This window comes from Enterobacter cloacae complex sp. GF14B (assembly GCF_004136805.1).
Taxonomy (GTDB): Bacteria; Pseudomonadota; Gammaproteobacteria; order Enterobacterales; family Enterobacteriaceae; genus Enterobacter; species Enterobacter hormaechei_C.
Genome location: NZ_QFRV01000054.1, coordinates 1 through 21,200, shown reverse-complemented (window position 1 = coordinate 21,200; position 21,200 = coordinate 1). Strand labels below are relative to the sequence as shown.

Genomic DNA, 21,200 nt, shown 5'->3' with positions numbered 1-21,200 from the left:
TTGCTTTCATGTCATTAACGAATAACGAAAACAGGAACATGCGCATAACGAACGATACTCGCCGCCTCTGACCCTAATAAATGGGTTTGAATATTGGGATTACGCGATCCCACAATAATCGCACCGACGTTAAGTTCATCCGCCAGTTTGATTACCTCATCACGTATATTCCCGCTGCGAACATGCAGATGGACATTTGCTTCCGGCAGGTTGATTTTTTTTACCAGCGCAGCCAGTTTTTCTTTAGCATTATTAATCATATATTCATCCATCTTTCTCGCGTCTGCAATAAAACCGCGGGTCAGTTCCGCCGAGAACTTTGGCATAACGTACAGCAGATGGACATTACCCGATGCGCTTTGCGCCAGGAATTGGGCATGCTGTAGCGCTTTATCAGACAACGCTGTTTCGTATACATCCACCGGCACCAGAATCGTTTTATACATATCAAGCATCCTTTTTATAACCAACACAACAGTGAGTGAATCAGGAGAGATCGCATCAACCCCATGGGTACAGGCGTGAATGCCTTTTACGGAAAAAAGGAATGGATGCTATTAAACGTAGCACAGGAATATCAGGATGTTATTCAAAGGGGATACGCTATTGTAACGCTTGTTTCGCCTGAGTATGTCACGCCACTAATAATGGTTATTTAACATTTATTTATTCACCGACTATGCTCATAGTCAGGCATGCAACACGTTCATTCTCTTTATCCCGCGCCACCTTCAACCTCATGGAGGAATGCATGTACGGTTTAAGCCTGATTCGCCTTGGTTTGTTTATTGCGCTCGCCATTATCGCCAGCACAGCAATCGGTTTATTTACCTATGTGGTCGTCTCGGCCCTGGCAGAATAGCGCCACCCCAGCATTGATGACGAAATAAATAAAACAATTATTATCAGGGGAATACTGTGAAGCGCTACCTCTCTCTTCTGCCTGCTGTTTTATTGCTGCTGACGGCGTGCGATCCGAAATCCGACCGCGCCGCGCCCCTGCCGAAAATGGTAAAAGTCGCAGAGGTGGTGAAGGCTGGCAACGCGCAGCAGCGCGTCTTTCCCGCCCGTATCGAATCCGGCGACGCCACGGATCTTGCGTTCAAACGTGCCGGGCAGATTGAGACCCTGGACATTCGCCAGGGTGTCGTTGTCAAACAGGGGCAACGGCTCGCCAGTCTTAACGATCGCGAAGCCCGGCAGCGTCTGAACGACAGGCAAACGGCGGCGACCCTGGCTCAGCGGCAATTCGACCGCTTCCAGACCCTGGCAGGACGCCAGGCCGTGTCGAAGGCCGAGATGGATGTCCAGCGCGCAAACCGCGATTCTGCAAACGCCGCGCTTCAGATTGCACGCGAAGAATTGAGTCAGATGACGCTCGTCGCCCCCTTCAGCGGGACAGCGGCCAGCGTACATGTGCGAAACCATCAGGTCGTCTCAGCCGGCCAGCCCGTCGTCACATTGACCCGTACCGATCTGCTGGACGTGGTGTTCAGCCTTCCAGAGAACCTGTTTAACACCTTCGATATTCGCAATGCGCAATACAAACCGGTAGTGAGGATCAACGCCCTGCCCGGTCGCGAGTTTACCGCTGTGTACAAAGAGCACTCAGGCAGTAGCGACAGCAACACTTTGACCTGGCAGGTAATTTTAACCATGCCCCGCCCGGATGATTTTCCCGTCGTGGGCGGCGTCAGCGGAACAGTCACCATCAATTTAACCAACCTACCGGCGGGCGTCGGCAGTGAGGCGCTGGTGGTGCCGGTTGAAGCGGTCTTTAACCCGGATAACCGCCCGCGCAATGAGCCACACGTCTGGGTGGTGACGGGCGAAGGCGATACGTTGCACCTTGAAGATCGTAAGGTCAGCGTGGGGCAAGTCAGCGCTGAGGGGGTCATCATCGTCGGTGGGCTTAAGGCGGGTGAACGCGTGGTGGCCGCAGGCGTTGGGGAGTTACATCCCAACCAGCCGGTACGTATCTGGACGCGTGAACGGGGACTATAATGGATATCTCTCGTCAGTTTATCAGCAACCCGGTTCGCGTCTGGCTGACGATTTTGCTGCTGGGCGTAGGTGGCATTATTGCCCTGTTGAACATCGGCAGACTGGAAGATCCGGCGTTTACCATCAAAACGGCGGTGGTGATCACCCATTATCCGGGCGCGTCGGCGCAGCAGGTTGAGGAAGAGGTCACCCTGCCGCTGGAAAACGCGCTTCAGCAATTACCTTACCTGGATAACGTCAGCTCCATCTCCTCCAGCGGCCTGTCGCAGATCACGGTCAATATAGCCTCGCGCTACCACTCAAATGCGCTGCCGCAAATCTGGGATGAACTGCGTCGCCGGGTGGGAGATGCCGCCCGACAGTTTCCACCCGGCGTAGTGACCCCGTTTGTGAATGACGATTTTGGCGATGTGTTCGGCTTTTTCTTTGCCATTTCCGGCGATGAATTCAGCAATCCGGAACTGGTCCGGTATGCCGAGCAGCTGCGCCGGGAGTTGGTCCTCGTGCCAGGCGTGGGCAAAGTGGCCATCGGCGGAGCCCTCACCCAGCAGATTAACGTGGATATTTCTCTGAGCAAAATGGCCGCGCGCGGGATAACGCTGAACCAGCTTTCTGCCCAGCTCAGCAGGCTGAACGTGGTCTCCAGCGCGGGAGAGATCCCCTCCGGTACCGAGTCAATTCGTCTGCATCCTACCGGTGAATTCGAAAGTATTGACGAGCTGGCCGATCTCATCGTGACCCCGCCGGGCGTTGGGGCGGCTACCCGCTTACGGGATATTGCCACCCTGTCACGCGGGCTGGATGCCTCCCCTGCCAGCATCTACCATGCCAACGGCAGAAAAGCCGTCACCATGGGCGTCTCCTTTATCCCCGGCGTTAACGTGATCGACGTGGGAGATGCCCTGGAGGCGAAGCTTGAGCAGATGTCAGCCGAGAAACCGGCAGGTATCCACATCGACCTGTTTTACGATCAGGCGGCGGAGGTCGGGCATTCCGTCAACGGATTTATCATTAATTTCCTGATGGCGCTGGCGATTGTCGTCGGTGTGTTGCTGATCTTTATGGGCTTACGCAGCGGGATCATTATCGCCTTTTCCCTCGCGCTTAATGTGCTGGGTACGCTGCTGATCATGTATCTCTGGGGTATTGAACTACAGCGCATTTCACTGGGCGCGCTGATCATCGCCCTCAGCATGCTGGTCGACAATGCCATTGTTATTGTCGAAGGGGTACTGATAGCCCGGCAGCAGGGCTCGTCCCTGATGAACGCCATTAGCAACATTATTCGCCGTTCTGCGCTGCCGCTGCTGGGTGCGACGGTGATCGCCATCCTGGCCTTTGCGCCCGTCGGGCTGTCGCAGGACTCTACCGGCGAATACTGTAAGTCGCTGTTTCAGGTTCTGCTGATTTCGCTCATGCTGAGCTGGTTCTCTGCCCTCACCATTACACCGGTGCTGATCAAATTGTGGCTGTTTAAACGGGACGCTGCGCCGCCAGAGGCCGACGAAACGGATCCCTATGACAAACGCATCTATCGGATCTATCAGGCGGTACTCAACGCGCTGTTACGGCGTAAAGCGCCAACGCTGGTGGTGATGACCGCACTGCTGGCAGCCGCCATCTGGGGCTTTGGCTCGGTGCGGCAGAACTTCTTCCCCTCCTCCAGCACGCCGATTTTCTTTGTCGACCTCTGGCTCCCTTACGGTACCGACATTAAATGGACCGAGAAGATGACCGGTGATATCGAGAAAACCATTAACGGCCAGCCTGGTGTGGAAACCACGGTCTCGACGATTGGTCAGGGAAGTATGCGATTTATTTTGACCTACAGCGGACAGCGGCAGTACAGCAACTATGCGCAAATCATGGTGAGAATGGACGACCAGCGTAACATCCCCGCCCTGACCCGCCACGTTGATGAGTACATCGCCCGGAACTATCCGCAGGTTAACGCCAGCACGAAGCGGGTGATGTTTGGCCCCTCCGGCGACAGCGCTATTGAAGTGCGTATTAAAGGCCCCGATCCCGACAGGCTGCGTCTGATCGCCAGCCAGGTAGACAACATTCTTACGCGCGATCCGGCGACGGACAGCGTCAGGAACGACTGGCAAAACCGCAGCAAAGTGATCCGCCCGCAGTACGTCACCGCGCTCGGACGTGAGCTTGGCGTGGATAAGCAGGACGTCGATAACGCACTGGAGATGAATTTCTCCGGCAGCCGGGCAGGACTGTACAGAGAAGGAAGCGATCTGTTACCCGTGGTGGTGCGCCCGCCGGAAAGCGAGCGGCTGGACGCCAACCACCTGAACAACGTCCTGGTCTGGAGCCAGACCCGGCAGCAGTATATTCCGCTGAGCAACGTCGTCAGCGGCTTCGCGCTGGAGTGGGAAGATCCGCTGATCCTGCGTCGCGACCGCTCGCGCGTGCTGACCGTGCAGACCGACCCTGACCCGCTAAGCCAGCAAACGTCCGGCGATATTCTCGCCCGCGTGAAGCCGCAAATAGATGCCCTGCCCCTGCCTCACGGCTACAGCATTGAGTGGGGCGGGGACGCGGAGAATTCCAGCGAAGCGCAGCAGGGGCTATTTACTACGCTGCCGATCGGGTATCTGGTGATGTTTGTGATCACGGTGCTGATGTTCAGTTCGGTGAAAAACGCCGTCGCTATCTGGCTGACCGTGCCGCTGGCGCTGATCGGCGTGACGCCGGGGTTTTTAATTACCGGCATCCCCTTTGGCTTTATGGCGTTGATTGGCCTGCTGAGCCTGAGCGGGATGCTGATCCGCAACGGCATTGTGCTGGTGGAAGAGATAGAGCAGCAGAAAGCGCAGCAGGATCAGCACAGTGCGATCGTTTACGCCGCCACGTCGCGCCTGCGTCCCATCCTCCTCACCGCCTTTACGACCGTACTCGGCCTCGCCCCTCTGCTGCTGGATGTGTTCTTCCAGAGCATGGCCGTTGTGATTATGTTTGGGCTTGGGTTTGCTACAATCCTGACGCTGCTGGTACTCCCCGTAATTTACGCGTGTTTCCATCGTAAGGACGAAGCTGAACAACAATGAATGCGACAGGGCTGAACATCATCAAGACGCTGGGCTGTATGACGGCGGTGACCTTCTTCACCATCTACAATACCTGGGATCGGTACGATTATGACTATCACTGGATCCTCGGCTTTTTAACGTTTATCTCGACCATTGCCACGCCGCTGTTTTTTGTGGTTGCAGGGTATCTGGACGGGCAATCCCGACACGGCACGCGCTGGCAGCTGGATAAGATCAAACGCCTGGTGATCGTCTTTCTGTTCTGGGTAACGATTTACTACCTGTGGGAACCCTATCAGCGCGGATATCTGATCCAGCCCTGGTTCGTGTTCGCGTTTATCGTGATTTACACGTTTCACCCGGTGGTGGAGCGGCTCAGCCAGCGACGAATGCTCTTTTGCGGGGTGATTGCCGCCCTGCTGCTTTTTTCTTACGGGTACGATTTGCTGTCGGCCCTCTATCCTGATGCCCACGTCCTTTCATTGTCGCCGCAGTATCGCCTGTGGACGTGGCTGCTGTTTTATCTGACAGGCCAGCTCTTTTGCGATCCGCAGATCGCGGCGTGGATCGGCCGCAAAAACGTGGTCGGGGCCGCGGTGATTGCGATACCGTTTATCTATCTCTTCACATGGTTTTACGAACGGCACTTCTTTTTTGCGCTATTTAAAGCAGACAGAAACGCCTTTATCCTCACCGGATCGCAAATTTACATTCTGATTATTGCCCTGGTGATTGCGGCAAATGGCGTGCGGTTTCGCCGCAATGCGGAGTTTAAAGAGTCCGTGCTGGCCGCCATTAGCAAAACGATGACCGGGGTCTATATCATGCACTACTCGGTGTTTCACCTGCTGACCGCGCTCATTCCGGTGACGTCCCTCAGCACCAAACTTGTTCTGATTGTGCTTACCTTTGTTACGTCGGTCCTGTTTTCGCTGCTGATCCTGTCCAACGCAGTGGCCAAAAAAGTGATCACCCTCTAAAAGCCCAGGCGCAGCCAGGCAAACAGCACGTTGCCGTTGTTGTAGGTCCCGGGAATATACGTGAACTGGACGGTGACACGCTTATATCCGGCAGAGAAAAGCGGGAAGATAAACGGCAGCGGGACATAGTTGGCAAAGTCGTCGCGCGCGGTGATCCCCGCGGCGGCCCCGAGCCCCAGACGGAAATCTTTTGCGTTATCCAGATACCACCCCTTCTCCCAGCCGTAACCCATCGCGGGCTGCCACTCGTTGTGGGAATCTTTAAACATCATGGCAAACAGCGCGCTCCAGTTGCCCTCGTCGTTGTAGCGAGACACGCCCAGCCCCCCGCCCCACGGCATTTCGTTGTAATTATCCGTTTTCTCTTTGTCATACATGAAGCGTGCATGCCAGCTCAAAAACGGAAGGTAGAGATCGTAACGATCCGGCTGTTCCCAGGTTTGCGCAATATCGTCCGTTACTGCATCCCACCAGCGATGAATACGCTGTTCGCCATAGACTTTCGGCTCCGCATGCAGCGGAGATACGACTAAAAACAGGACTACCCACAGTGCAGGAAAGAGGCGTTGCATCGTTATTCCCTCAGCTTACGTCACACAGCGATCATTATTACTGTAAACCATTCAGCCCTAACCGGAGCCAAACAGGCTGATTTATGTTGTCGCCCGATAAGATGAAATTTATTTATTCTGCGCTTTCAGGAAAGATAAAAACGTTTTCTCAGGCCGCGTGTCGCGGTAGTCTCATACGTTCCGCCAATATGACGGCCGTGATGTGAGTAACCTTTCCTTATACCAATAATTAAAAATCAGTACAGACAGGACAACTATGGACTCCACCCTTATCTCCGCTCGCCGCAACGAGGAGACACCCTCGCTTAACCGCGCCCGCCGCGCCGCTTTAGGTAGCTTCGCAGGCGCCGTCGTCGACTGGTATGACTTTCTGCTCTACGGTATTACCGCTGCGCTGGTCTTTAACCGTGAATTCTTTCCCCAGATCAGCCCCGCCATGGGTACGCTTGCTGCGTTTGCCACCTTCGGTGTCGGTTTTCTGTTTCGTCCGCTGGGCGGGATAATTTTCGGCCACTTCGGCGATCGCCTTGGCCGGAAACGTATGCTGATGCTCACCGTGTGGATGATGGGTATTGCCACCGCGCTAATCGGTATTTTGCCCTCCTTTGCATCGATTGGCTGGTGGGCCCCGGTGTTGCTGGTGACGCTGCGCGCCATTCAGGGCTTTGCCGTTGGCGGCGAATGGGGCGGTGCGGCATTGCTGTCCGTGGAAAGCGCGCCGAAGAACAAGAAAGCGTTCTACAGCAGCGGCGTGCAGGTAGGTTATGGCGTGGGTCTGCTGCTCTCCACGGGCCTGGTGTCGCTAATAAGCCAGCTCACGACAGACGAGCAGTTCCTGAGCTGGGGCTGGCGTATTCCGTTTATCTTCAGCATTGTGCTGGTCGTGGTGGCCCTGTGGATCCGTAACGGCATGGAAGAGTCGGCTGAGTTTGAGCGGCAGCAGCGCGAAAAACCGGTCGCCAAAAAACGGCTGCCAGTGATGGAAGCGCTGGTGCAGCACCCTGGCGCTTTTCTGAAAATTATCGCCCTGCGCCTGTGCGAACTGCTGACGATGTATATCGTCACCGCCTTTGCCCTCAACTATTCCACGCAAAACCTCGGCCTTCCGCGGGAATTGTTCCTGAATATTGGCCTGGTGGTGGGCGGGATCAGCTGCCTGACCATCCCCTGCTTCGCCTGGCTGGCGGATCGCTTTGGCCGTCGACGGGTGTATATCACCGGGGCGCTCATAGGCACACTTAGCGCCTGGCCGTTCTTTATGGCCCTGGAGGCACAGTCGGTCTTCTGGATTGTCTTCTTCGCGATCATGCTTGCGAACATCGCTCACGATATGGTGGTCTGCGTGCAGCAGCCGATGTTTACCGAGCTGTTTGGCGCAAGCTACCGCTACAGCGGCGCGGGCGTGGGATATCAGGTGGCGAGCGTGGTCGGCGGCGGGTTTACGCCGTTTATCGCCGCCGCGCTGGTGACGTTCTCCGGCGGTAACTGGCATAGCGTGGCGATTTATCTGCTGGCGGGTTGCCTGCTTTCTGCTGCCACCGCCCTGTTGATGAAGGAAACCGCGCACAGCTGATCTCCTCACTTTTGTTTCACAGGCGTGTGACATACTATCGGGTATAGCCGCACACCTGTGGAACAAGGAGACAGACATGAATAATAAGGGCTCCAGCCTGACCCCGGCTCAGGCGCTGGAAAAACTCGACGCGCTGTATGAACAGTCCGTCAATGCACTGCGCAGCGCCATCAGTGACTATATCGAAACAGGGAAACTTCCCGATGAAAAGGCCAGAACCCAGGGCCTTTTTGTTTATCCATCGCTCTCTGTCACCTGGGACGGTAGCGCCAGCAGCAATCCGAAAACCCGCGCCTATGCGCGTTTCACCCACTCCGGCTGTTACAGCACAACCATCACGCGACCTGCGCTGTTCCGCCCCTACCTGGAAGAGCAGCTTACCCTGTTGTATCAGGATTACGGCGCGCATATCAGCGTTGAGCCGTCCCTGCACGAGATCCCTTACCCGTACGTGATAGACGGCTCAGCGCTGACGCTGGATCGCTCCATGAGCGCAGGGCTGACCCGTCATTTCCCGACCACTGAGCTGTCGCAGATTGGCGATGAGACGGCGGACGGGATCTATCACCCGGCAGAGTTTTCACCGCTGTCGCACTTTGATGCCCGCCGTGTCGATTTCTCGCTGGCACGCCTGCGCCACTACACCGGCACGCCAGCCGAACATTTCCAGCCGTTCGTGCTGTTTACCAACTACACCCGCTATGTAGACGAATTTGTCCGCTGGGGCTGTAGCCAGATCCTCGCCCCGGACAGCCCTTACGTCGCCCTCTCCTGCGCGGGCGGGATCTGGATCACCGCCGAAACCGAAGCACCGGAAGAGGCCATCTCCGACCTGGCGTGGAAAAAGCACCAGATGCCCGCCTGGCACCTGATCACCGCCGACGGTCAGGGCATTACGCTGATTAACATCGGCGTTGGCCCGTCGAATGCGAAAACCATCTGCGACCATCTGGCGGTACTGCGCCCGGACGTCTGGCTGATGATCGGCCACTGCGGCGGCCTACGTGAAAGCCAGCTGATTGGCGATTACGTCCTCGCCCACGCTTATCTGCGTGACGACCATGTTCTTGACGCGGTTCTGCCGCCGGATATTCCTATCCCGAGTATCGCGGAAGTGCAGCGCGCTCTGTACGACGCCACCAAAGAGGTGAGCGGCATGCCGGGTGAAGAGGTGAAACAGCGCCTGCGTACCGGTACGGTCGTTACCACCGACGATCGTAACTGGGAGCTGCGCTATTCCGCCTCCGCCCTGCGTTTCAATCTTAGCCGTGCGGTCGCAATCGATATGGAAAGCGCCACCATTGCCGCGCAGGGCTACCGCTTCCGCGTCCCTTACGGCACGCTGCTGTGCGTGTCCGATAAACCGCTGCACGGCGAGATCAAACTGCCGGGCCAGGCGAACCGTTTTTACGAAGGGGCGATCTCAGAGCACCTTCAGATTGGTATTCGCGCCATCGATTTACTGCGTGCAGAGGGCGACAAACTGCATTCCCGCAAGCTGCGCACCTTCAATGAGCCACCGTTCCGCTGATAACAAGGACACATCACGCATACCACTCACCCGGCCTGGGATTTCGTAGGTCGGGTAAGGCGAAGCCGCCACCCGACAATTTCACGAACGCAGAAAAGCAAAAAGCCTGCTTTAAAAGCAGGCTTTTTAAATTTGGCTCCTCTGACTGGACTCGAACCAGTGACATACGGATTAACAGTCCGCCGTTCTACCGACTGAACTACAGAGGAATCGTGTGAACGGGGCGCATATTATCGATGCGCCCTGAGGATGTCAAAGGGTGAATGCAGATTTTCAATCGTTTGCCGATTTATTCTCCACTTCGCACATTTGTCAGGCACTTGCCGTTTCCGAAACCTCCTGCTCCGGTTTTTTTCGCGGATATTTCCACAGCCAGCGCCCGCTCACCATGCGCCAGTAGAACAGCGCGCCGCGCACGGCCCAGTCAAGGAACATCCCCAGCCAGACGCCGACAACGCCCATACCTAACATCACCCCCAGCGTGTAGCCCGCCACGACGCGACAGCCCCACATGCCGAGCATGGAGACCCACATCGCAAACCGGGCATCGCGCGCCCCTTTCAGCCCGGCAGGAAGTACCCAGGACGCGGCCCAGATTGGCATAAACGCCGCGTTGAGCCAAATGAGCACCTTCACGACCTCTTTCACGTCGTTTTCATGCGTATAGAACGAGGCCATCAGCCCGGCAAAAGGCGCAGTTCCCCACGCAATCGCCGTCAGTCCAATGGTTGAAAGCCAGAAGACATGCCGAAGCTGCCGTTCCGCCTGCCCTATCTGCCCCTTTCCGAGACGTCTGCCGGTGATGATCGTCGACGCCGACCCCAGCGCGTTTCCCGGCAGGTTAATGAGTGAGGCAATGGAGAAGGCAATAAAGTTGCCGGCGATGACGTCTGTTCCCATCCCGGCAACAAACATCTGCGTCAGCAGTTTCCCGCCGTTAAACAACACGGATTCGATGCTGGCCGGGATCCCGATCCCCATCACTTCCCAGATGATGGCGAAGTTAAGCGGACGGAAATAACTTTTCAGCGTCAGGCGCAGCGATGGCGTAATTCCCGCCATCAGTACGCCAATTATCGCTGCCGCACCAATATAGCGGGAAATGGTCAGCCCTAAACCCGCGCCGACAAAGCCCAGCCCCTCCCAGGAAAAGACGCCATAAATCAAAACGCTGCTGATAATGATGTTCAGGATGTTCATGCCGCCGTTGATCAGCAGCGGGATTTTGGTATTCCCTGCTCCACGAAGCGCACCGCTACCAATCAGCGCGATGGCAGCCGCCGGATAACTCAGCACCGTCATTTCCAGGTAGGTGAGAGCCAGATCCTTCACCTCACTGGTCGCTTCTCCCGCGACAAAGTCGATAATTTCTTTGCCGTAATAATGGATAACCGCCGCAAGGATGATCGAAAAGAGGGTCATGATCATCAGCGACTGTCTGGCCGCTTCGCGGGCACGCTTCGGATCGAGCTTACCCAGGCTAAACGCCACCACCACCGTCGTACCGAGATCGATAGCGGCAAAGAAGGACATCACCACCATATTGAAACTGTCCGCCAGCCCTACCCCGGCCATAGCTTCTTTACCGAGCCAGCTCACCAGGAATGTGCTCAGCACGCCCATCAACAGGACGCAGGTATTCTCCAGGAAAATAGGCACAGCAAGGGGGGTGATTTCACGCCAGAAGAGAACTCGATAACTCTTACGTTTTGCATACCAGGGCGTGCGCATAATCGCCTGGCGTAGGGGTGCGGTGACGTTCAAAATGGACCTTAGCGAGAAAGTTGAAACTCCATTTCAAATGATGGGGCAGAAATGCGTATCCTGCAAAGTATTTTCCATAAAATTATGTTTGGATTTACAACAAAATGACGACAGAATCATCAAACAAACGCTTTTGCCTGAGATCAGGTTTGACAAAAGTTTTTTCGCCGCTAAGATAAGCCTCCACAACGATTCCTCTGTAGTTCAGTCGGTAGAACGGCGGACTGTTAATCCGTATGTCACTGGTTCGAGTCCAGTCAGAGGAGCCAAATTTAAAAAGCCTGCTTTTAGAGCAGGCTTTTTGCTTTTTTGCGTTCGGTAAAATTGTCGGGTGGCGGCTTCGCCTTACCCGACCTACGTGATAACAGTCCTGTAGGCCCGGTAAGCGCAGCGCCACCGGGCAACAGAGTGTGCGATTACTCGCCTTTCGCGTCGACGTTTTTGATTTCGCCCATCACTTTCAGCTTCTTGGAGATGTCGCGACGCTCTTTGGACAGCTCAGCGTTTTTGATGATGTAGTCATCAACGCGATCTTCATAATCGCTCTTCATGCTGGCGATGATGCCCTGAATAGCTTCAACGCTCATACCTGGCTTGATGTAGTCGCTCAGGTTGTCCAGCAGCAGGACACGTTTCTGGTTGTCACGGATCTTCTTCTCTACGTCCTGGATTTCGCGCTGTAGCTTGTTTTTGCGGCGGAACAGGCGGACGAACTCCAGAACATCCTGGAACGAAGGCTTGGTAGTTTCCATTTTTACACCCCTGATAATGTGAGATTCGGATTCGTTAAAGCAACCGTTTTAACAGACAGCGGCTGCGAATGACAATGAGTATATCGTTTAAAACCATCATAACCCTAATTGTTGCTGAATCGAAGCAGCAGGCATCACATACGCTTTTTATTTGCGCAGAGCCCGGCAAATCAGCTGCGATAACAACTCCAGCTGCCGCGCCAGCTCCATACTCAGCCAGACATAACCATGGATGGGCGTTTCCGCCACATTGTCGCCCTGGCGCTCATTCATCAGCTGTTTGAGCTCGGCGACGATTTCGTTCAGCCGCTCGCTGTTCGCCCGTATTGGCTGCGGGTTACCTTCATAGAGCGCATGAGCGATGGTCAGCAGGGTTTGTTGCGTCATCTGCTGCGTCTCTTTCAGCGTATGCGCGTTGAGCATCAGAAGATGGCTGGGGCGTGAGGCCCAGTGGGCATTGATTTGCAGTTCAAGCATACAGACCAGATTACGGCTGACCGTCTGAATAGCTTCAAAGATGGCTTTCTGGATATGGGTTTCTTTGCTTGCTGGCGTAATTAACCCGCGCATTTTGACCACATCATTGAGGATTTTTTGCAGATGCTTTTCCAGCCGCGGACGCTCAATCAGATTCGGCGAAAACCCGGCCTGGTAGACCCGGTTAAATGCCGTGACGTAGTTTGCCATCTGAATGCGCCAGTGCAGGAAGGCGCGCTGCGGCCAGATGCCGGTAAACAGCATGGCGAGCAACGAGCCGAGGATCACGTCCCCGCTTCGCCACAATGCGGTGGTCATATCGCCCGCAGGTGCGCCGACCACAACCGCGAGCGTAATGCCAATCAGCAGCGCCTGATACGGTTTCTTGCCGAGGGCCAGCCATCCGCAAAGAAACATCGCCACCGCGCACCACAGCAACATGAACGGAAATGAAATCAGCTCCAGCTTCAGGGCGATAAGCCCAAGCGCTGAGCCTAAAACGGTACCGCCTATACGTTCGAAAGCGCGCGGGACCACGTTCCCCCAGAATGAGATCGGCCCCATCACCACCACCAGCGTGATCAGCGGCCACGTCCCTTCCGGGATATCCAGCAAACGAACCAGTACGAAGGTCAACACAAACGCCAGCGCAATGCGGCAACCGTGCACCACGCGATAATGTTTGTATAACCGAATTTCAAAAGGGGTTAATGACTTGTCGGGGCGCACACCCGTCTCCAGCTCTACGGCAAACCACAATTGTACTGTGTTTTCAGCCGGGTGGATCGCGCCCGGCTGAAAAACCCTGCGTTTCGCAGGATTATCCCACTTTGTGCTCTACCGGTACAAACATCTCAATATCCCAGTAGCCGTCAGCATTGCCATCGTTCAGATAGCGTTCGAAGCAGGGTTTTGCTGCAATCTGGAATTTGCTGTCTTCCAGCAGGGAGTTGAAGAACTGATACCATGGAGTAGCGAAATCATGATTTTCAACGCGCGCGGCGGCAATAGCATACTCTCCGGCAGCAATTTCGGTCATCATCACCCCTTCGCTGTTTTCAGGAATAGTGAAATCGTCTACTACCGTTACGGCGGTAACGCAGCGGAGCTTTTCTGCCGGCACGTCATCCGGATTGTCATAATAAACGGCCACCCACTCCTGCGGCTGAATATGACGACCATCTACCCACATGACCAGCTGTTCAAATCCCTGCTTGACCGTCTTTTCCCACGGCCCCACGAGATGAAAGCCTGCAATCGTACGTTTCTGTTGCTGCCTGATGCTGTAGTCCATGCTGCCTCCGTTTATTACTGTATATATATACACTGTAAAGCAGAATCGAGATTATCGGCAATCCAGGAGTGTTTATTATGTGAGCAGACTCGCAACACTGCCAGTCTGCCCGAAAAGGTCAGAGTTTATGATGCAGATAATCGCCAAGACGGGAGAAAAGCCCACCCTTTTCAACGCTTTCCAGCGTAACCAATGGCCAGTGCGCGACCACCTTGTCACGATCGTACAGCTGGATCTCCCCTACCCGCTGATGCGCGGCGATCGGCGCTTCCAGCTCTTTTTTATCCATCACGTATTTCGCCTTGATGTTCGGCACTTCCGATTTGGGTAATGCCAGCCAGAAGTCCTGATCCGTGCCCAGCGCGATCTGCTCTTTATCGCCGTACCAGATGCGCTCGGTTCCCACTTTTTTACCGTTATGCAGGATCTGCACCGTATCAAAATTTTGCTGTCCCCAGTGCAGCAGCTTGCGCGCCTGATCTTCACGTCCTTTCGGGCTGTCTGCCCCCATCACCACCGCAATCAGTCGACGCTGACCGTCCACCGCTGAGGCAATCAGGTTAAAGCCCGCGCCCGAGGTGTGTCCCGTTTTCAGGCCATCCACGTTCATGGTCTTATCCCACAGCAGGCCGTTGCGGTTCTGCTGGGTGATGCCGTTCCAGGTCAGGCTCTTCTCGCTGTACATGTGGTAGAACTCAGGCTCGCCGTGAATGATGGCCCGGGAAAGCACGGCGAGATCGTAGGCGGAGCTGTGCTGACCCGGTGCATCCAGCCCGTGTACGGTTTCGAAGTGGGTATCGCGCAGGTTCAGTTTTTCAACATAGTCATTCATCATCCTGACGAACTGCGGCTGACCGCCCGCCACGTGATCCGCCAGCGCCACGCAGGCATCATTGCCGGAATCAACAATCAGGCCGCGGCTGAGATCGCGCACGGAAACCCGATCGCCCTCCTTCAGAAACATCAGCGACGAACCGTCAAAGACCGGATTGCCTTTTGCCCAGGCGTCACGTCCGACCGTCACAATGTCATCGGGGCTGATGCGGTGGCTATCAATGGCGCGATCGACAACGTACCCCGTCATCAGTTTGGTCAGGCTCGCCGGATTGCGCTGCTGATGTTCGTTGCCCGCCGTTAAGATTTGACCCGTGGTGTAATCCATCAATACCCAGGAGCCAGCCTGGATGGCAGGCGGCTGAGGTGAAAAATCCAGCGGCTCGGCAGCCAGCGCGGATGAAATACTCGAAGCGAGTAAAGAAACAGCAATAAACAGACGGCGTTTCAACGGTATATCCTCAGGTCAGTAAAAATCGATGACCTTTTTACGGGAGTTCTGATGTCGTTACCTGCCTTAATTGCAAAAAAATGTGACAACACGCAGGTTTTTTCGGAACAAATCTCGCAAATTTCTTGCCTGACGGTGCTTTTTGTTCGGACTGCTCACCCCAATCGTTTACCATAGAGACGTCAATTTTTAACAGGATGAGATTACTGGTGTCTGACTCTGCCGCGCGCCCGACTTTTTTGTTCCACGATTACGAAACCTTTGGCACCCATCCGGCGCTGGACCGACCGGCGCAGTTTGCGGCTATCCGTACCGATGACGAATTTAACGTCATCGGCGAACCCGAGGTGTTTTACTGTAAGCCCGCCGATGACTATCTGCCGCAGCCGGGCGCGGTGATGGTGACGGGCATCACGCCTCAGGAAGCGCGGGATAAAGGCGTTAGCGAAGCAGAATTTGCCCGTCGCATCCACGACCTGTTCACGGTGCCCAATACCTGCGTGGTGGGTTACAACAATATCCGTTTTGACGATGAAGTGACGCGCAATATCTTCTACCGCAACTTCTACGATCCGTATGCCTGGAGCTGGCAGAACCGTAATTCACGCTGGGATTTGCTGGATATCATGCGCGCCTGCTATGCGCTGCGCCCGGAGGGGATTAACTGGCCGGAGAACGACGACGGCTTGCCGAGCTTCAGGCTCGAGCACCTGACGCGGGCCAACGGCATTGAGCACAGCAATGCCCACGACGCGATGGCAGACGTTTACGCGACCATCGCTATGGCGAAACTTGTAAAAACCGCGCAGCCGCGCCTGTTTGAGTATCTGTTGAGCCATCGCAGCAAGCAAAAGCTGATGACGCTAATTGACGTGCCGCAGATGAAACCGCTGGTGCATATTTCAGGGATGTTCGGTGCATGGCGCGGGAATACAAGCTGGGTGGCGCCGCTTGCCTGGCATCCGGACAACCGTAACGCCGTCATCATGGTGGATCTCGCCGGAGATATCTCCCCGCTGCTTGAGCTCGACAGCGACACCTTACGTGAACGGCTCTATACGCCGAAAGAGGCGCTGGGTGACCTGCCAGCCGTACCGGTAAAACTGGTGCACATTAATAAGTGCCCGGTGCTGGCGCAGGCCAACACGCTACGCCCGGAAGACGCCGACCGGCTGGGGATTAACCGTCAGCACTGCCTCGATAACCTGAAAGTGCTGCGCGACAACCCGCAGGTGCGCGAGAAAGTCGTCGCCATTTTTGCCGAAGCAGAGCCGTTCGTGCCGTCTGAGAATGTGGATGCGCAGCTTTATAACGGCTTCTTCAGCGACGCCGATCGCGCGGCGATGAATATCGTGCTGCAAACCGACCCGCGTAACCTGCCCGCGCTGGATATCACCTTCGCAGATAAGCGCATTGAGAAGCTGATGTTTAATTATCGCGCGCGCAACTATCCCGGCACGCTGGATGAAGCAGAGCAGGAGCGCTGGTTACAGCATCGGCGCAACGTGTTTACGCCGGAGTTTCTTAATAGCTACGCCCAGGAGCTGGAGATGCTTTACGGTCAGTATGAAGGGAATGCTGAGAAGCAGGCGCTGCTGAAAGCGCTGTTCCAGTATGCGCAAGAGATTGTCTGAATAGCGGGTACAAAAAAGCCGGAGGCGATGTCTCCGGCTTTTTTTTTGCCCGATGGCGCTTCGCTTACGCGGGCCTGCGGGGTATTTAGGTCGGGTAAGACGTAGCCGCCACCCGACGCAGTCTTACGCGACGTCTTCGTACTGAGGAACCGGGTTGCGGAAGCTCTTCGTCACACAGGCCAGGTAAACCAGGCCGATACCTGCCCAAATCAGGCCAAGCACCATTGAGCTCTCTTCCAGGTTAACCCACAGCGCGCCCACGGTCATAGCACCACACATCGGCAGGAACAGATACTGGAAGTGGTCTTTCAGCGTCTTGTTACGCTTTTCACGGATCCAGAACTGTGAGATCACCGACAGGTTAACAAAGGTAAACGCCACCAGCGCACCAAAGTTAATCAGCGCCGTTGCCATCACCAGGTCAAAGTTAATCGCCAGAAGCGCGATCGCACCGACCAGAATGATGTTCATCGCCGGGGTACGCCAAGTTGGATGCACGTAGCCGAAGAAGCTTTTCGGGAATACGCCATCGCGGCCCATAACGTACATCAGACGCGCAACGCCTGCATGCGCGGCCATACCGGACGCCAGTACGGTGATGGTGGAAAAGATCAGCGCGCCGACCTGGAACGCTTTACCCGCCACATAGAGCATAATTTCCGGCTGAGAAGCATCCGGATCTTTGAAGCGAGAGATATCCGGGAAGTACAGCTGGAGGAAATAGGTCGAGAAAATAAAGATCAGGCCACCAATCAGCGCCGTCAGGAAGATTGCACGCGGAATTACTCGCTCTGCATCTTTCGTTTCTTCAGACAGGTTGCTGATACCGTCAAAACCGGTAAAGGAGAAGCACAGAATCGTCGCCCCGGTAATCATCGGGATCACATGCGCATCACCAGACCAGAACGGCTTGCTGCTCGCCAGAGTGCCCGCGCCTTCACCGTGGAACACACCGTAAATCACCATGCCGAGGATCACGGCAATCAGTACAACCTGAAGCACAACGATAACGGAGTTAAAGTTGGCAACGGACTTGATGCTGCGAAGGTTGAAGGCCGTCATAAAGGCCACCAGCGCCACGACGAACATCCAGGATGGAATCGATGGCACCAGCGCTTCAAAATAAATTTTTGCCAGCAGAATGTTGATCATCGGCGCGAACAGATAGTCGAGCAGCGAAGACCAGCCCACCATAAAGCCTACCGTCGGGCTGATGGATTTCTGGGCATAGGTGTAGGCGGAACCGGCAGACGGATAACGGCGCACCAGTTTACCGTAGCTGAGCGCGGTAAAGAGGATCGCAATCAGTGCAAAGCCGTAAGCCGTCGGCACATGACCGTCCGTGAGGCCTGAAACGATACCGAATGTATCGAACAGCGTCATCGGTTGCATATAGGCAAGGCCCATCATGACAACCGGAATCAACGTAAGCGTTTTACGTAATTCCACGCGAGAGGTGTTTGGAGTTGCGTTATGCGACATAGTTATTCTCCTTTACGGTGATAACCGCCACGTAAGCGAAAAATTGCCCCATTTCTTTCTTCCTCAGCGACAACAACTGTCGGATTTTAGTAAGTATCTATCCGGTACGAAGCCCGGCCTCTTGGTTTTTAGTTTCGTTTCGTACATGCAAAAAAAAATAACCGACGCCTTTTATATCGTCGATTATTTATTTGTTTGCAGCGGCGGCATTTTGCCCTATTCAAGATACAAAAGGCAATACATTGAGAAACCTGCCCATAAAATAATTTTTCTAACTGGTTGATTTACCATCATCTGCCTGAGTGTAAACTGTCGCGATAGCACTATTTGCTAAAATTTCGTCTCGCCACCAGGCGCTGGCAAGGCCGGCGGTCTGTTCATTCCAGCCCACCCATACCGATTCGTTACTGCTCTGCGCTAAAACTTGTTTTTCCACCAGCGCTCCGCTGTCAATAAACCGCTGCGCTAAATAACGGGGAAGGTAACCGCACCCCAGGCCGCTTATTTGCAGCTCCAGCTTGGTTTTAAAATCAAAAACGGTGATGGCCTCCTGCTCATCCAGCAGCTGCGATGAAATGCCGCACTCGGGGCGAGAACTGTCTCCAACCACAATGGCACGATAGTTTTTAATGACGCGTCGGGTAACCGGCTCCGGTTCATTCGCCAGCGGGTGATGAGGCGCAACGGCAAAAACCTGCTCCAGAACACCCAGCCGCGCAAAACCAAATTCGCTCAACTGGGGAGGCTCATGCAGCGCGCCAACGATGATATCCGCCCTGCCCTGCGTCAGGGCCTCCCAGGAACCGCCCAGCACGCCATTGATAAAAACCAACCGCGTGACGCTGTGGCGCTGATAGAACGCCTCAATAAGCGGGGTAAGCAGGGAGAAAGGGAATGTATCATCAACCCCAATCACCAGCTCATTTTCCCAGCCCTGATGAAGTTTGACGGCCTGTTTTTCCAGCTCGCGAACCGTATGCAGCACGTCACGCCCTTTTTCCAGCAGCATCTGCCCTGTACGGGTGAAACGCGCGCGATGCCCGGTGCGGTCAAGGATTTGGATATTAAGATCGCTCTCGAGCTTTTGCACGGTGTAGCTCAGAGCCGAAGGGGTTTTATAGAGCTTCGCCGAGGCGGCGGCAAAGCTCCCCTCTTTTTCCAGCGCATCCAGAATAACAAGAACATCCAGCAGCGGTTTCATCTTCGCCCCCTTGCGGTGTGCGATTGTCTCCGCCGGCGCAATTATTCCATGGGCATTACCAGCGGATCGGGATACTGATATTCAAATCCCAGTTCATGGCAAATACGATTGCCATCAATAATTTTGCCTTTGCGCTCCCCCTGCGCATCACTGAATACCGGCGGCGCCAGACCAAGCTGGCGCGCCATCAGCGGATAAAAGGTGCTGCGCGGCGGATGCGAAGGCGCACATATATTATAGATGTGCCCCCCTTTCGGAGCCTGTAAAAGCAGTTCTATTGCACCGATAACATCCTCAAGGTGCACAAGATTAACCCCGTGCTGGCCATCCGGCGCGGATTTACCGGCAAAGAAGCGTCCCGGATGACGCCCCGGCCCCACCAGCCCGGCGAGGCGTAAAATATCCACCTGCGTGCCAGGCAGATTGTGCAGCCAGTCTTCCAGCTCTTTCAGCACCCGGCCGCTGGCGGTCATCGGACGGCGTTCGGTGTTTTCTTTCGCCGTACCGTCGATATCGCCATAGACGGAGGTGGAGCTGGTGAAAATGATGCGCGGGATATGGTGCGCCAGGGCGCTGTCGACAATCTCCTGCACCGCCTGCAAGTAAAACGTCTCGCCCGGGCCGCTGCGCCGCGCCGGTAAGGTAATGACCAGCGCGTCCACATTCATCAGTTCATCCAGCTCGTCGGTATCGCAGATAAGCTCGGGTTCGAGACGCAGCTCGACACCATCAATGCCGCACATGCGTGCCGCTTCAACCCCATCTCGGGTGGTCTTACTCCCTGTCACCTGCCAGCCTTTCGCGGCTAATGACATCGCCAGTGGCATTCCTAACCATCCTAACCCGACAATCGCGACCTTTTTCATTACATTCTCCGCTTAACGATGCCTGTTATAAGGCTACGCCAGCCTGGTGGAACGCACAATTCATACCATCAATATGAAATGAATTAATGATCAAAAAAAGCCCTTGCTTTATGGCGTACAACTGGTTTAGGTTAAAAGACATCAAATGCATAAGCATTCAACGAGAATTTATATGACACGCGTTCCTTTTAAAAACCACCATCATCACCATCATCCTGACTAGTCTTTCAGGCGATGTGTGCTGGAAGACGTTTGGATCTTCCAGTGGTGCATGAACGCATGAAAAAGCCCCCGGAAGATCTTCTTCCGGGGGCTTTTTTTTGGACCGCATTCAGACAGGTTAAAACAGGTTAACGAGGAACACAGAATGTTAGATAACTCACGTTTACGCATAGCTATTCAAAAATCAGGCCGTTTAAGCGACGATTCACGCGAACTGCTGGCCCGCTGCGGGATTAAAATCAACCTGCACACCCAGCGCCTGATCGCCCTGGCTGAAAATATGCCGATCGACATTCTGCGCGTACGTGATGACGATATCCCGGGCCTGGTGATGGATGGCGTCGTTGATCTCGGCATCATCGGCGAAAACGTACTGGAAGAAGAGTTGTTAACCCGGCGGAACAGGGGCGTAAAGCCTTTGTGCAGTTCGGTGGCAATATAGTTCAGCCACTCCAGCGTCTTATAACGCGCAATGCTGCCGGTGGGGGCAAGGAGCTGACGATCCGGTACGTTGTCCGC

The 21,200-nt window shown here is 55.0% G+C and carries 18 protein-coding genes, 2 tRNA genes, 2 pseudogenes and 1 other annotated feature; of the genes and pseudogenes, 9 read left to right on the top strand and 13 right to left on the bottom strand.

Translation table 11 applies throughout. The features are described from left to right. Positions 1 to 14: 14 nt before the first annotated feature. A complete protein-coding gene (locus tag DD606_RS17000) occupies positions 15 to 446 on the bottom strand; it encodes a universal stress protein (protein ID WP_003859525.1) in 432 nt (143 codons plus the stop codon). 472 nt (positions 447 to 918) lie between these two features. Here DD606_RS17000 and DD606_RS16995 point away from each other — a divergent pair, with 472 nt between their 5' ends. From DD606_RS16995 to DD606_RS16985, 3 genes are read left to right on the top strand one after another with little or no spacing between them, the layout of a single operon-like run. Further along, positions 919 to 2,004, top strand: coding sequence for an efflux RND transporter periplasmic adaptor subunit (locus tag DD606_RS16995; RefSeq protein WP_048210205.1), 1,086 nt, complete (start codon positions 919 to 921; stop codon positions 2,002 to 2,004). Continuing rightward, positions 2,004 to 5,066, top strand: coding sequence for an efflux RND transporter permease subunit (locus DD606_RS16990; RefSeq protein ID WP_129258908.1), 3,063 nt, complete (start codon positions 2,004 to 2,006; stop codon positions 5,064 to 5,066). The genes DD606_RS16995 and DD606_RS16990 overlap by 1 nt, the downstream gene beginning before the upstream one ends. Next, the gene (locus tag DD606_RS16985; RefSeq protein WP_059294331.1) at positions 5,063 to 6,028 is read left to right on the top strand and encodes an acyltransferase; all 966 of its coding nucleotides are present in this window, start codon (positions 5,063 to 5,065) and stop codon (positions 6,026 to 6,028) included. Before DD606_RS16990 ends, DD606_RS16985 begins: the two co-directional genes overlap by 4 nt. On the opposite strand, the gene pagP is transcribed toward DD606_RS16985, so the two are convergent. Further along, positions 6,025 to 6,600 (bottom strand): lipid IV(A) palmitoyltransferase PagP, encoded by a 576-nt coding sequence (gene pagP / locus DD606_RS16980; protein ID WP_003859516.1) that lies wholly within the window; start codon positions 6,598 to 6,600, stop codon positions 6,025 to 6,027. The genes DD606_RS16985 and pagP overlap by 4 nt on opposite strands. A 256-nt stretch (positions 6,601 to 6,856) precedes the next feature. Between pagP and shiA the strand changes: the two genes are divergently transcribed. Then, a complete protein-coding gene (shiA, locus tag DD606_RS16975) occupies positions 6,857 to 8,173 on the top strand; it encodes a shikimate transporter (protein WP_017383305.1) in 1,317 nt (438 codons plus the stop codon). A gap of 76 nt (positions 8,174 to 8,249) precedes the next feature. Continuing rightward, on the top strand, positions 8,250 to 9,704 hold the full coding sequence (locus tag DD606_RS16970) for an AMP nucleosidase (RefSeq protein WP_048208408.1): 1,455 nt from the start codon (positions 8,250 to 8,252) through the stop codon (positions 9,702 to 9,704). A 133-nt stretch (positions 9,705 to 9,837) separates the two neighbouring features. Here DD606_RS16970 and DD606_RS16965 read toward each other — a convergent pair. Continuing rightward, positions 9,838 to 9,913, bottom strand: a tRNA-Asn gene (locus DD606_RS16965). A 103-nt stretch (positions 9,914 to 10,016) separates the two neighbouring features. After that, the gene (gene emmdR / locus DD606_RS16960) at positions 10,017 to 11,435 is read right to left on the bottom strand and encodes a multidrug efflux MATE transporter EmmdR (RefSeq protein WP_023324934.1); all 1,419 of its coding nucleotides are present in this window, start codon (positions 11,433 to 11,435) and stop codon (positions 10,017 to 10,019) included. A 226-nt stretch (positions 11,436 to 11,661) separates the two neighbouring features. Here emmdR and DD606_RS16955 point away from each other — a divergent pair. Further along, a tRNA-Asn gene (locus DD606_RS16955) sits at positions 11,662 to 11,737 on the top strand. A 147-nt stretch (positions 11,738 to 11,884) separates the two neighbouring features. Here the strand turns inward: DD606_RS16955 and DD606_RS16950 are convergent. The 4 genes from DD606_RS16950 to dacD all read right to left on the bottom strand — a co-directional run bounded on the left by DD606_RS16950 (position 11,885) and on the right by dacD (position 15,282). Continuing rightward, positions 11,885 to 12,220: a DUF496 family protein gene (locus DD606_RS16950; protein ID WP_000450410.1), complete on the bottom strand. Its 336-nt coding sequence runs from the start codon at positions 12,218 to 12,220 to the stop codon at positions 11,885 to 11,887. Positions 12,221 to 12,367: 147 nt separating this feature from the next. Next, entirely contained in the window at positions 12,368 to 13,426 is a 1,059-nt protein-coding gene (locus tag DD606_RS16945; protein WP_003859506.1) for an FUSC family protein, read from the bottom strand. A 91-nt stretch (positions 13,427 to 13,517) separates the two neighbouring features. Then, positions 13,518 to 13,991: a DNA gyrase inhibitor SbmC gene (gene sbmC / locus DD606_RS16940; RefSeq protein WP_023314443.1), complete on the bottom strand. Its 474-nt coding sequence runs from the start codon at positions 13,989 to 13,991 to the stop codon at positions 13,518 to 13,520. A gap of 118 nt (positions 13,992 to 14,109) precedes the next feature. Beyond that, positions 14,110 to 15,282, bottom strand: a complete 1,173-nt coding sequence (gene dacD, locus DD606_RS16935; protein WP_047740833.1) for a serine-type D-Ala-D-Ala carboxypeptidase DacD — start codon at positions 15,280 to 15,282, stop codon at positions 14,110 to 14,112. A 200-nt stretch (positions 15,283 to 15,482) separates the two neighbouring features. Between dacD and sbcB the strand changes: the two genes are divergently transcribed. Continuing rightward, positions 15,483 to 16,910 carry an exodeoxyribonuclease I gene (sbcB, locus tag DD606_RS16930; RefSeq protein ID WP_026094288.1) on the top strand — a complete coding sequence of 476 codons (1,428 nt, stop codon included), beginning with the start codon at positions 15,483 to 15,485 and terminating at the stop codon, positions 16,908 to 16,910. A gap of 123 nt (positions 16,911 to 17,033) precedes the next feature. Here the strand turns inward: sbcB and plaP are convergent, their stop codons facing one another. The 4 genes from plaP to DD606_RS16910 form a co-directional block, all read right to left on the bottom strand. After that, positions 17,034 to 18,392, bottom strand: a complete 1,359-nt coding sequence (gene plaP / locus DD606_RS16925) for a putrescine/proton symporter PlaP (RefSeq protein ID WP_003859499.1) — start codon at positions 18,390 to 18,392, stop codon at positions 17,034 to 17,036. Then, a complete protein-coding gene (gene yoeI / locus DD606_RS16920; RefSeq protein WP_099458931.1) occupies positions 18,382 to 18,444 on the bottom strand; it encodes a membrane protein YoeI in 63 nt (20 codons plus the stop codon). The genes plaP and yoeI overlap by 11 nt, the downstream gene beginning before the upstream one ends. Before the next feature lie 219 nt (positions 18,445 to 18,663). Further along, on the bottom strand, positions 18,664 to 19,593 hold the full coding sequence (locus tag DD606_RS16915) for a LysR substrate-binding domain-containing protein (protein WP_023314446.1): 930 nt from the start codon (positions 19,591 to 19,593) through the stop codon (positions 18,664 to 18,666). Between the two features lie 41 nt (positions 19,594 to 19,634). Continuing rightward, complete coding sequence (locus DD606_RS16910) at positions 19,635 to 20,459, bottom strand: SDR family oxidoreductase (RefSeq protein ID WP_129258907.1); 825 nt, start codon at positions 20,457 to 20,459, stop codon at positions 19,635 to 19,637. Positions 20,460 to 20,631: 172 nt separating this feature from the next. Between DD606_RS16910 and hisL the strand changes: the two genes are divergently transcribed. Together hisL and hisG are read left to right on the top strand one after the other, a co-directional pair. Continuing rightward, positions 20,632 to 20,682 carry a his operon leader peptide gene (hisL, locus tag DD606_RS16905; RefSeq protein WP_099516347.1) on the top strand — a complete coding sequence of 17 codons (51 nt, stop codon included), beginning with the start codon at positions 20,632 to 20,634 and terminating at the stop codon, positions 20,680 to 20,682. Beyond that, positions 20,658 to 20,781 (top strand) — a sequence feature (His leader region). Its footprint overlaps the gene before it by 25 nt. Positions 20,782 to 20,826: 45 nt before the next feature. Next, positions 20,827 to 21,090, top strand: a pseudogene (gene hisG / locus DD606_RS16900) (ATP phosphoribosyltransferase); the annotation flags it as partial. On the opposite strand, the pseudogene DD606_RS16895 reads toward hisG, so the two are convergent. Next, positions 21,081 to 21,200: pseudogene (locus DD606_RS16895) on the bottom strand (glutathione transferase GstA); the annotation flags it as partial. The pseudogenes hisG and DD606_RS16895 overlap by 10 nt on opposite strands.

Coding starts and splice junctions, on each gene's coding strand:
- emmdR (WP_023324934.1), bottom strand. CDS start 11,435: ATGCGCACGCCCTGGTATGCAAAACGTAAGAGTTATCGAGTTCTCTTC.
- pagP (WP_003859516.1), bottom strand. CDS start 6,600: ATGCAACGCCTCTTTCCTGCACTGTGGGTAGTCCTGTTTTTAGTCGTA.
- DD606_RS16915 (WP_023314446.1), bottom strand. CDS start 19,593: ATGAAACCGCTGCTGGATGTTCTTGTTATTCTGGATGCGCTGGAAAAA.
- shiA (WP_017383305.1), top strand. CDS start 6,857: ATGGACTCCACCCTTATCTCCGCTCGCCGCAACGAGGAGACACCCTCG.
- DD606_RS17000 (WP_003859525.1), bottom strand. CDS start 446: ATGTATAAAACGATTCTGGTGCCGGTGGATGTATACGAAACAGCGTTG.
- plaP (WP_003859499.1), bottom strand. CDS start 18,392: ATGTCGCATAACGCAACTCCAAACACCTCTCGCGTGGAATTACGTAAA.
- DD606_RS16950 (WP_000450410.1), bottom strand. CDS start 12,220: ATGGAAACTACCAAGCCTTCGTTCCAGGATGTTCTGGAGTTCGTCCGC.
- DD606_RS16970 (WP_048208408.1), top strand. CDS start 8,250: ATGAATAATAAGGGCTCCAGCCTGACCCCGGCTCAGGCGCTGGAAAAA.
- sbmC (WP_023314443.1), bottom strand. CDS start 13,991: ATGGACTACAGCATCAGGCAGCAACAGAAACGTACGATTGCAGGCTTT.
- DD606_RS16990 (WP_129258908.1), top strand. CDS start 2,004: ATGGATATCTCTCGTCAGTTTATCAGCAACCCGGTTCGCGTCTGGCTG.
- DD606_RS16910 (WP_129258907.1), bottom strand. CDS start 20,459: ATGAAAAAGGTCGCGATTGTCGGGTTAGGATGGTTAGGAATGCCACTG.
- DD606_RS16985 (WP_059294331.1), top strand. CDS start 5,063: ATGAATGCGACAGGGCTGAACATCATCAAGACGCTGGGCTGTATGACG.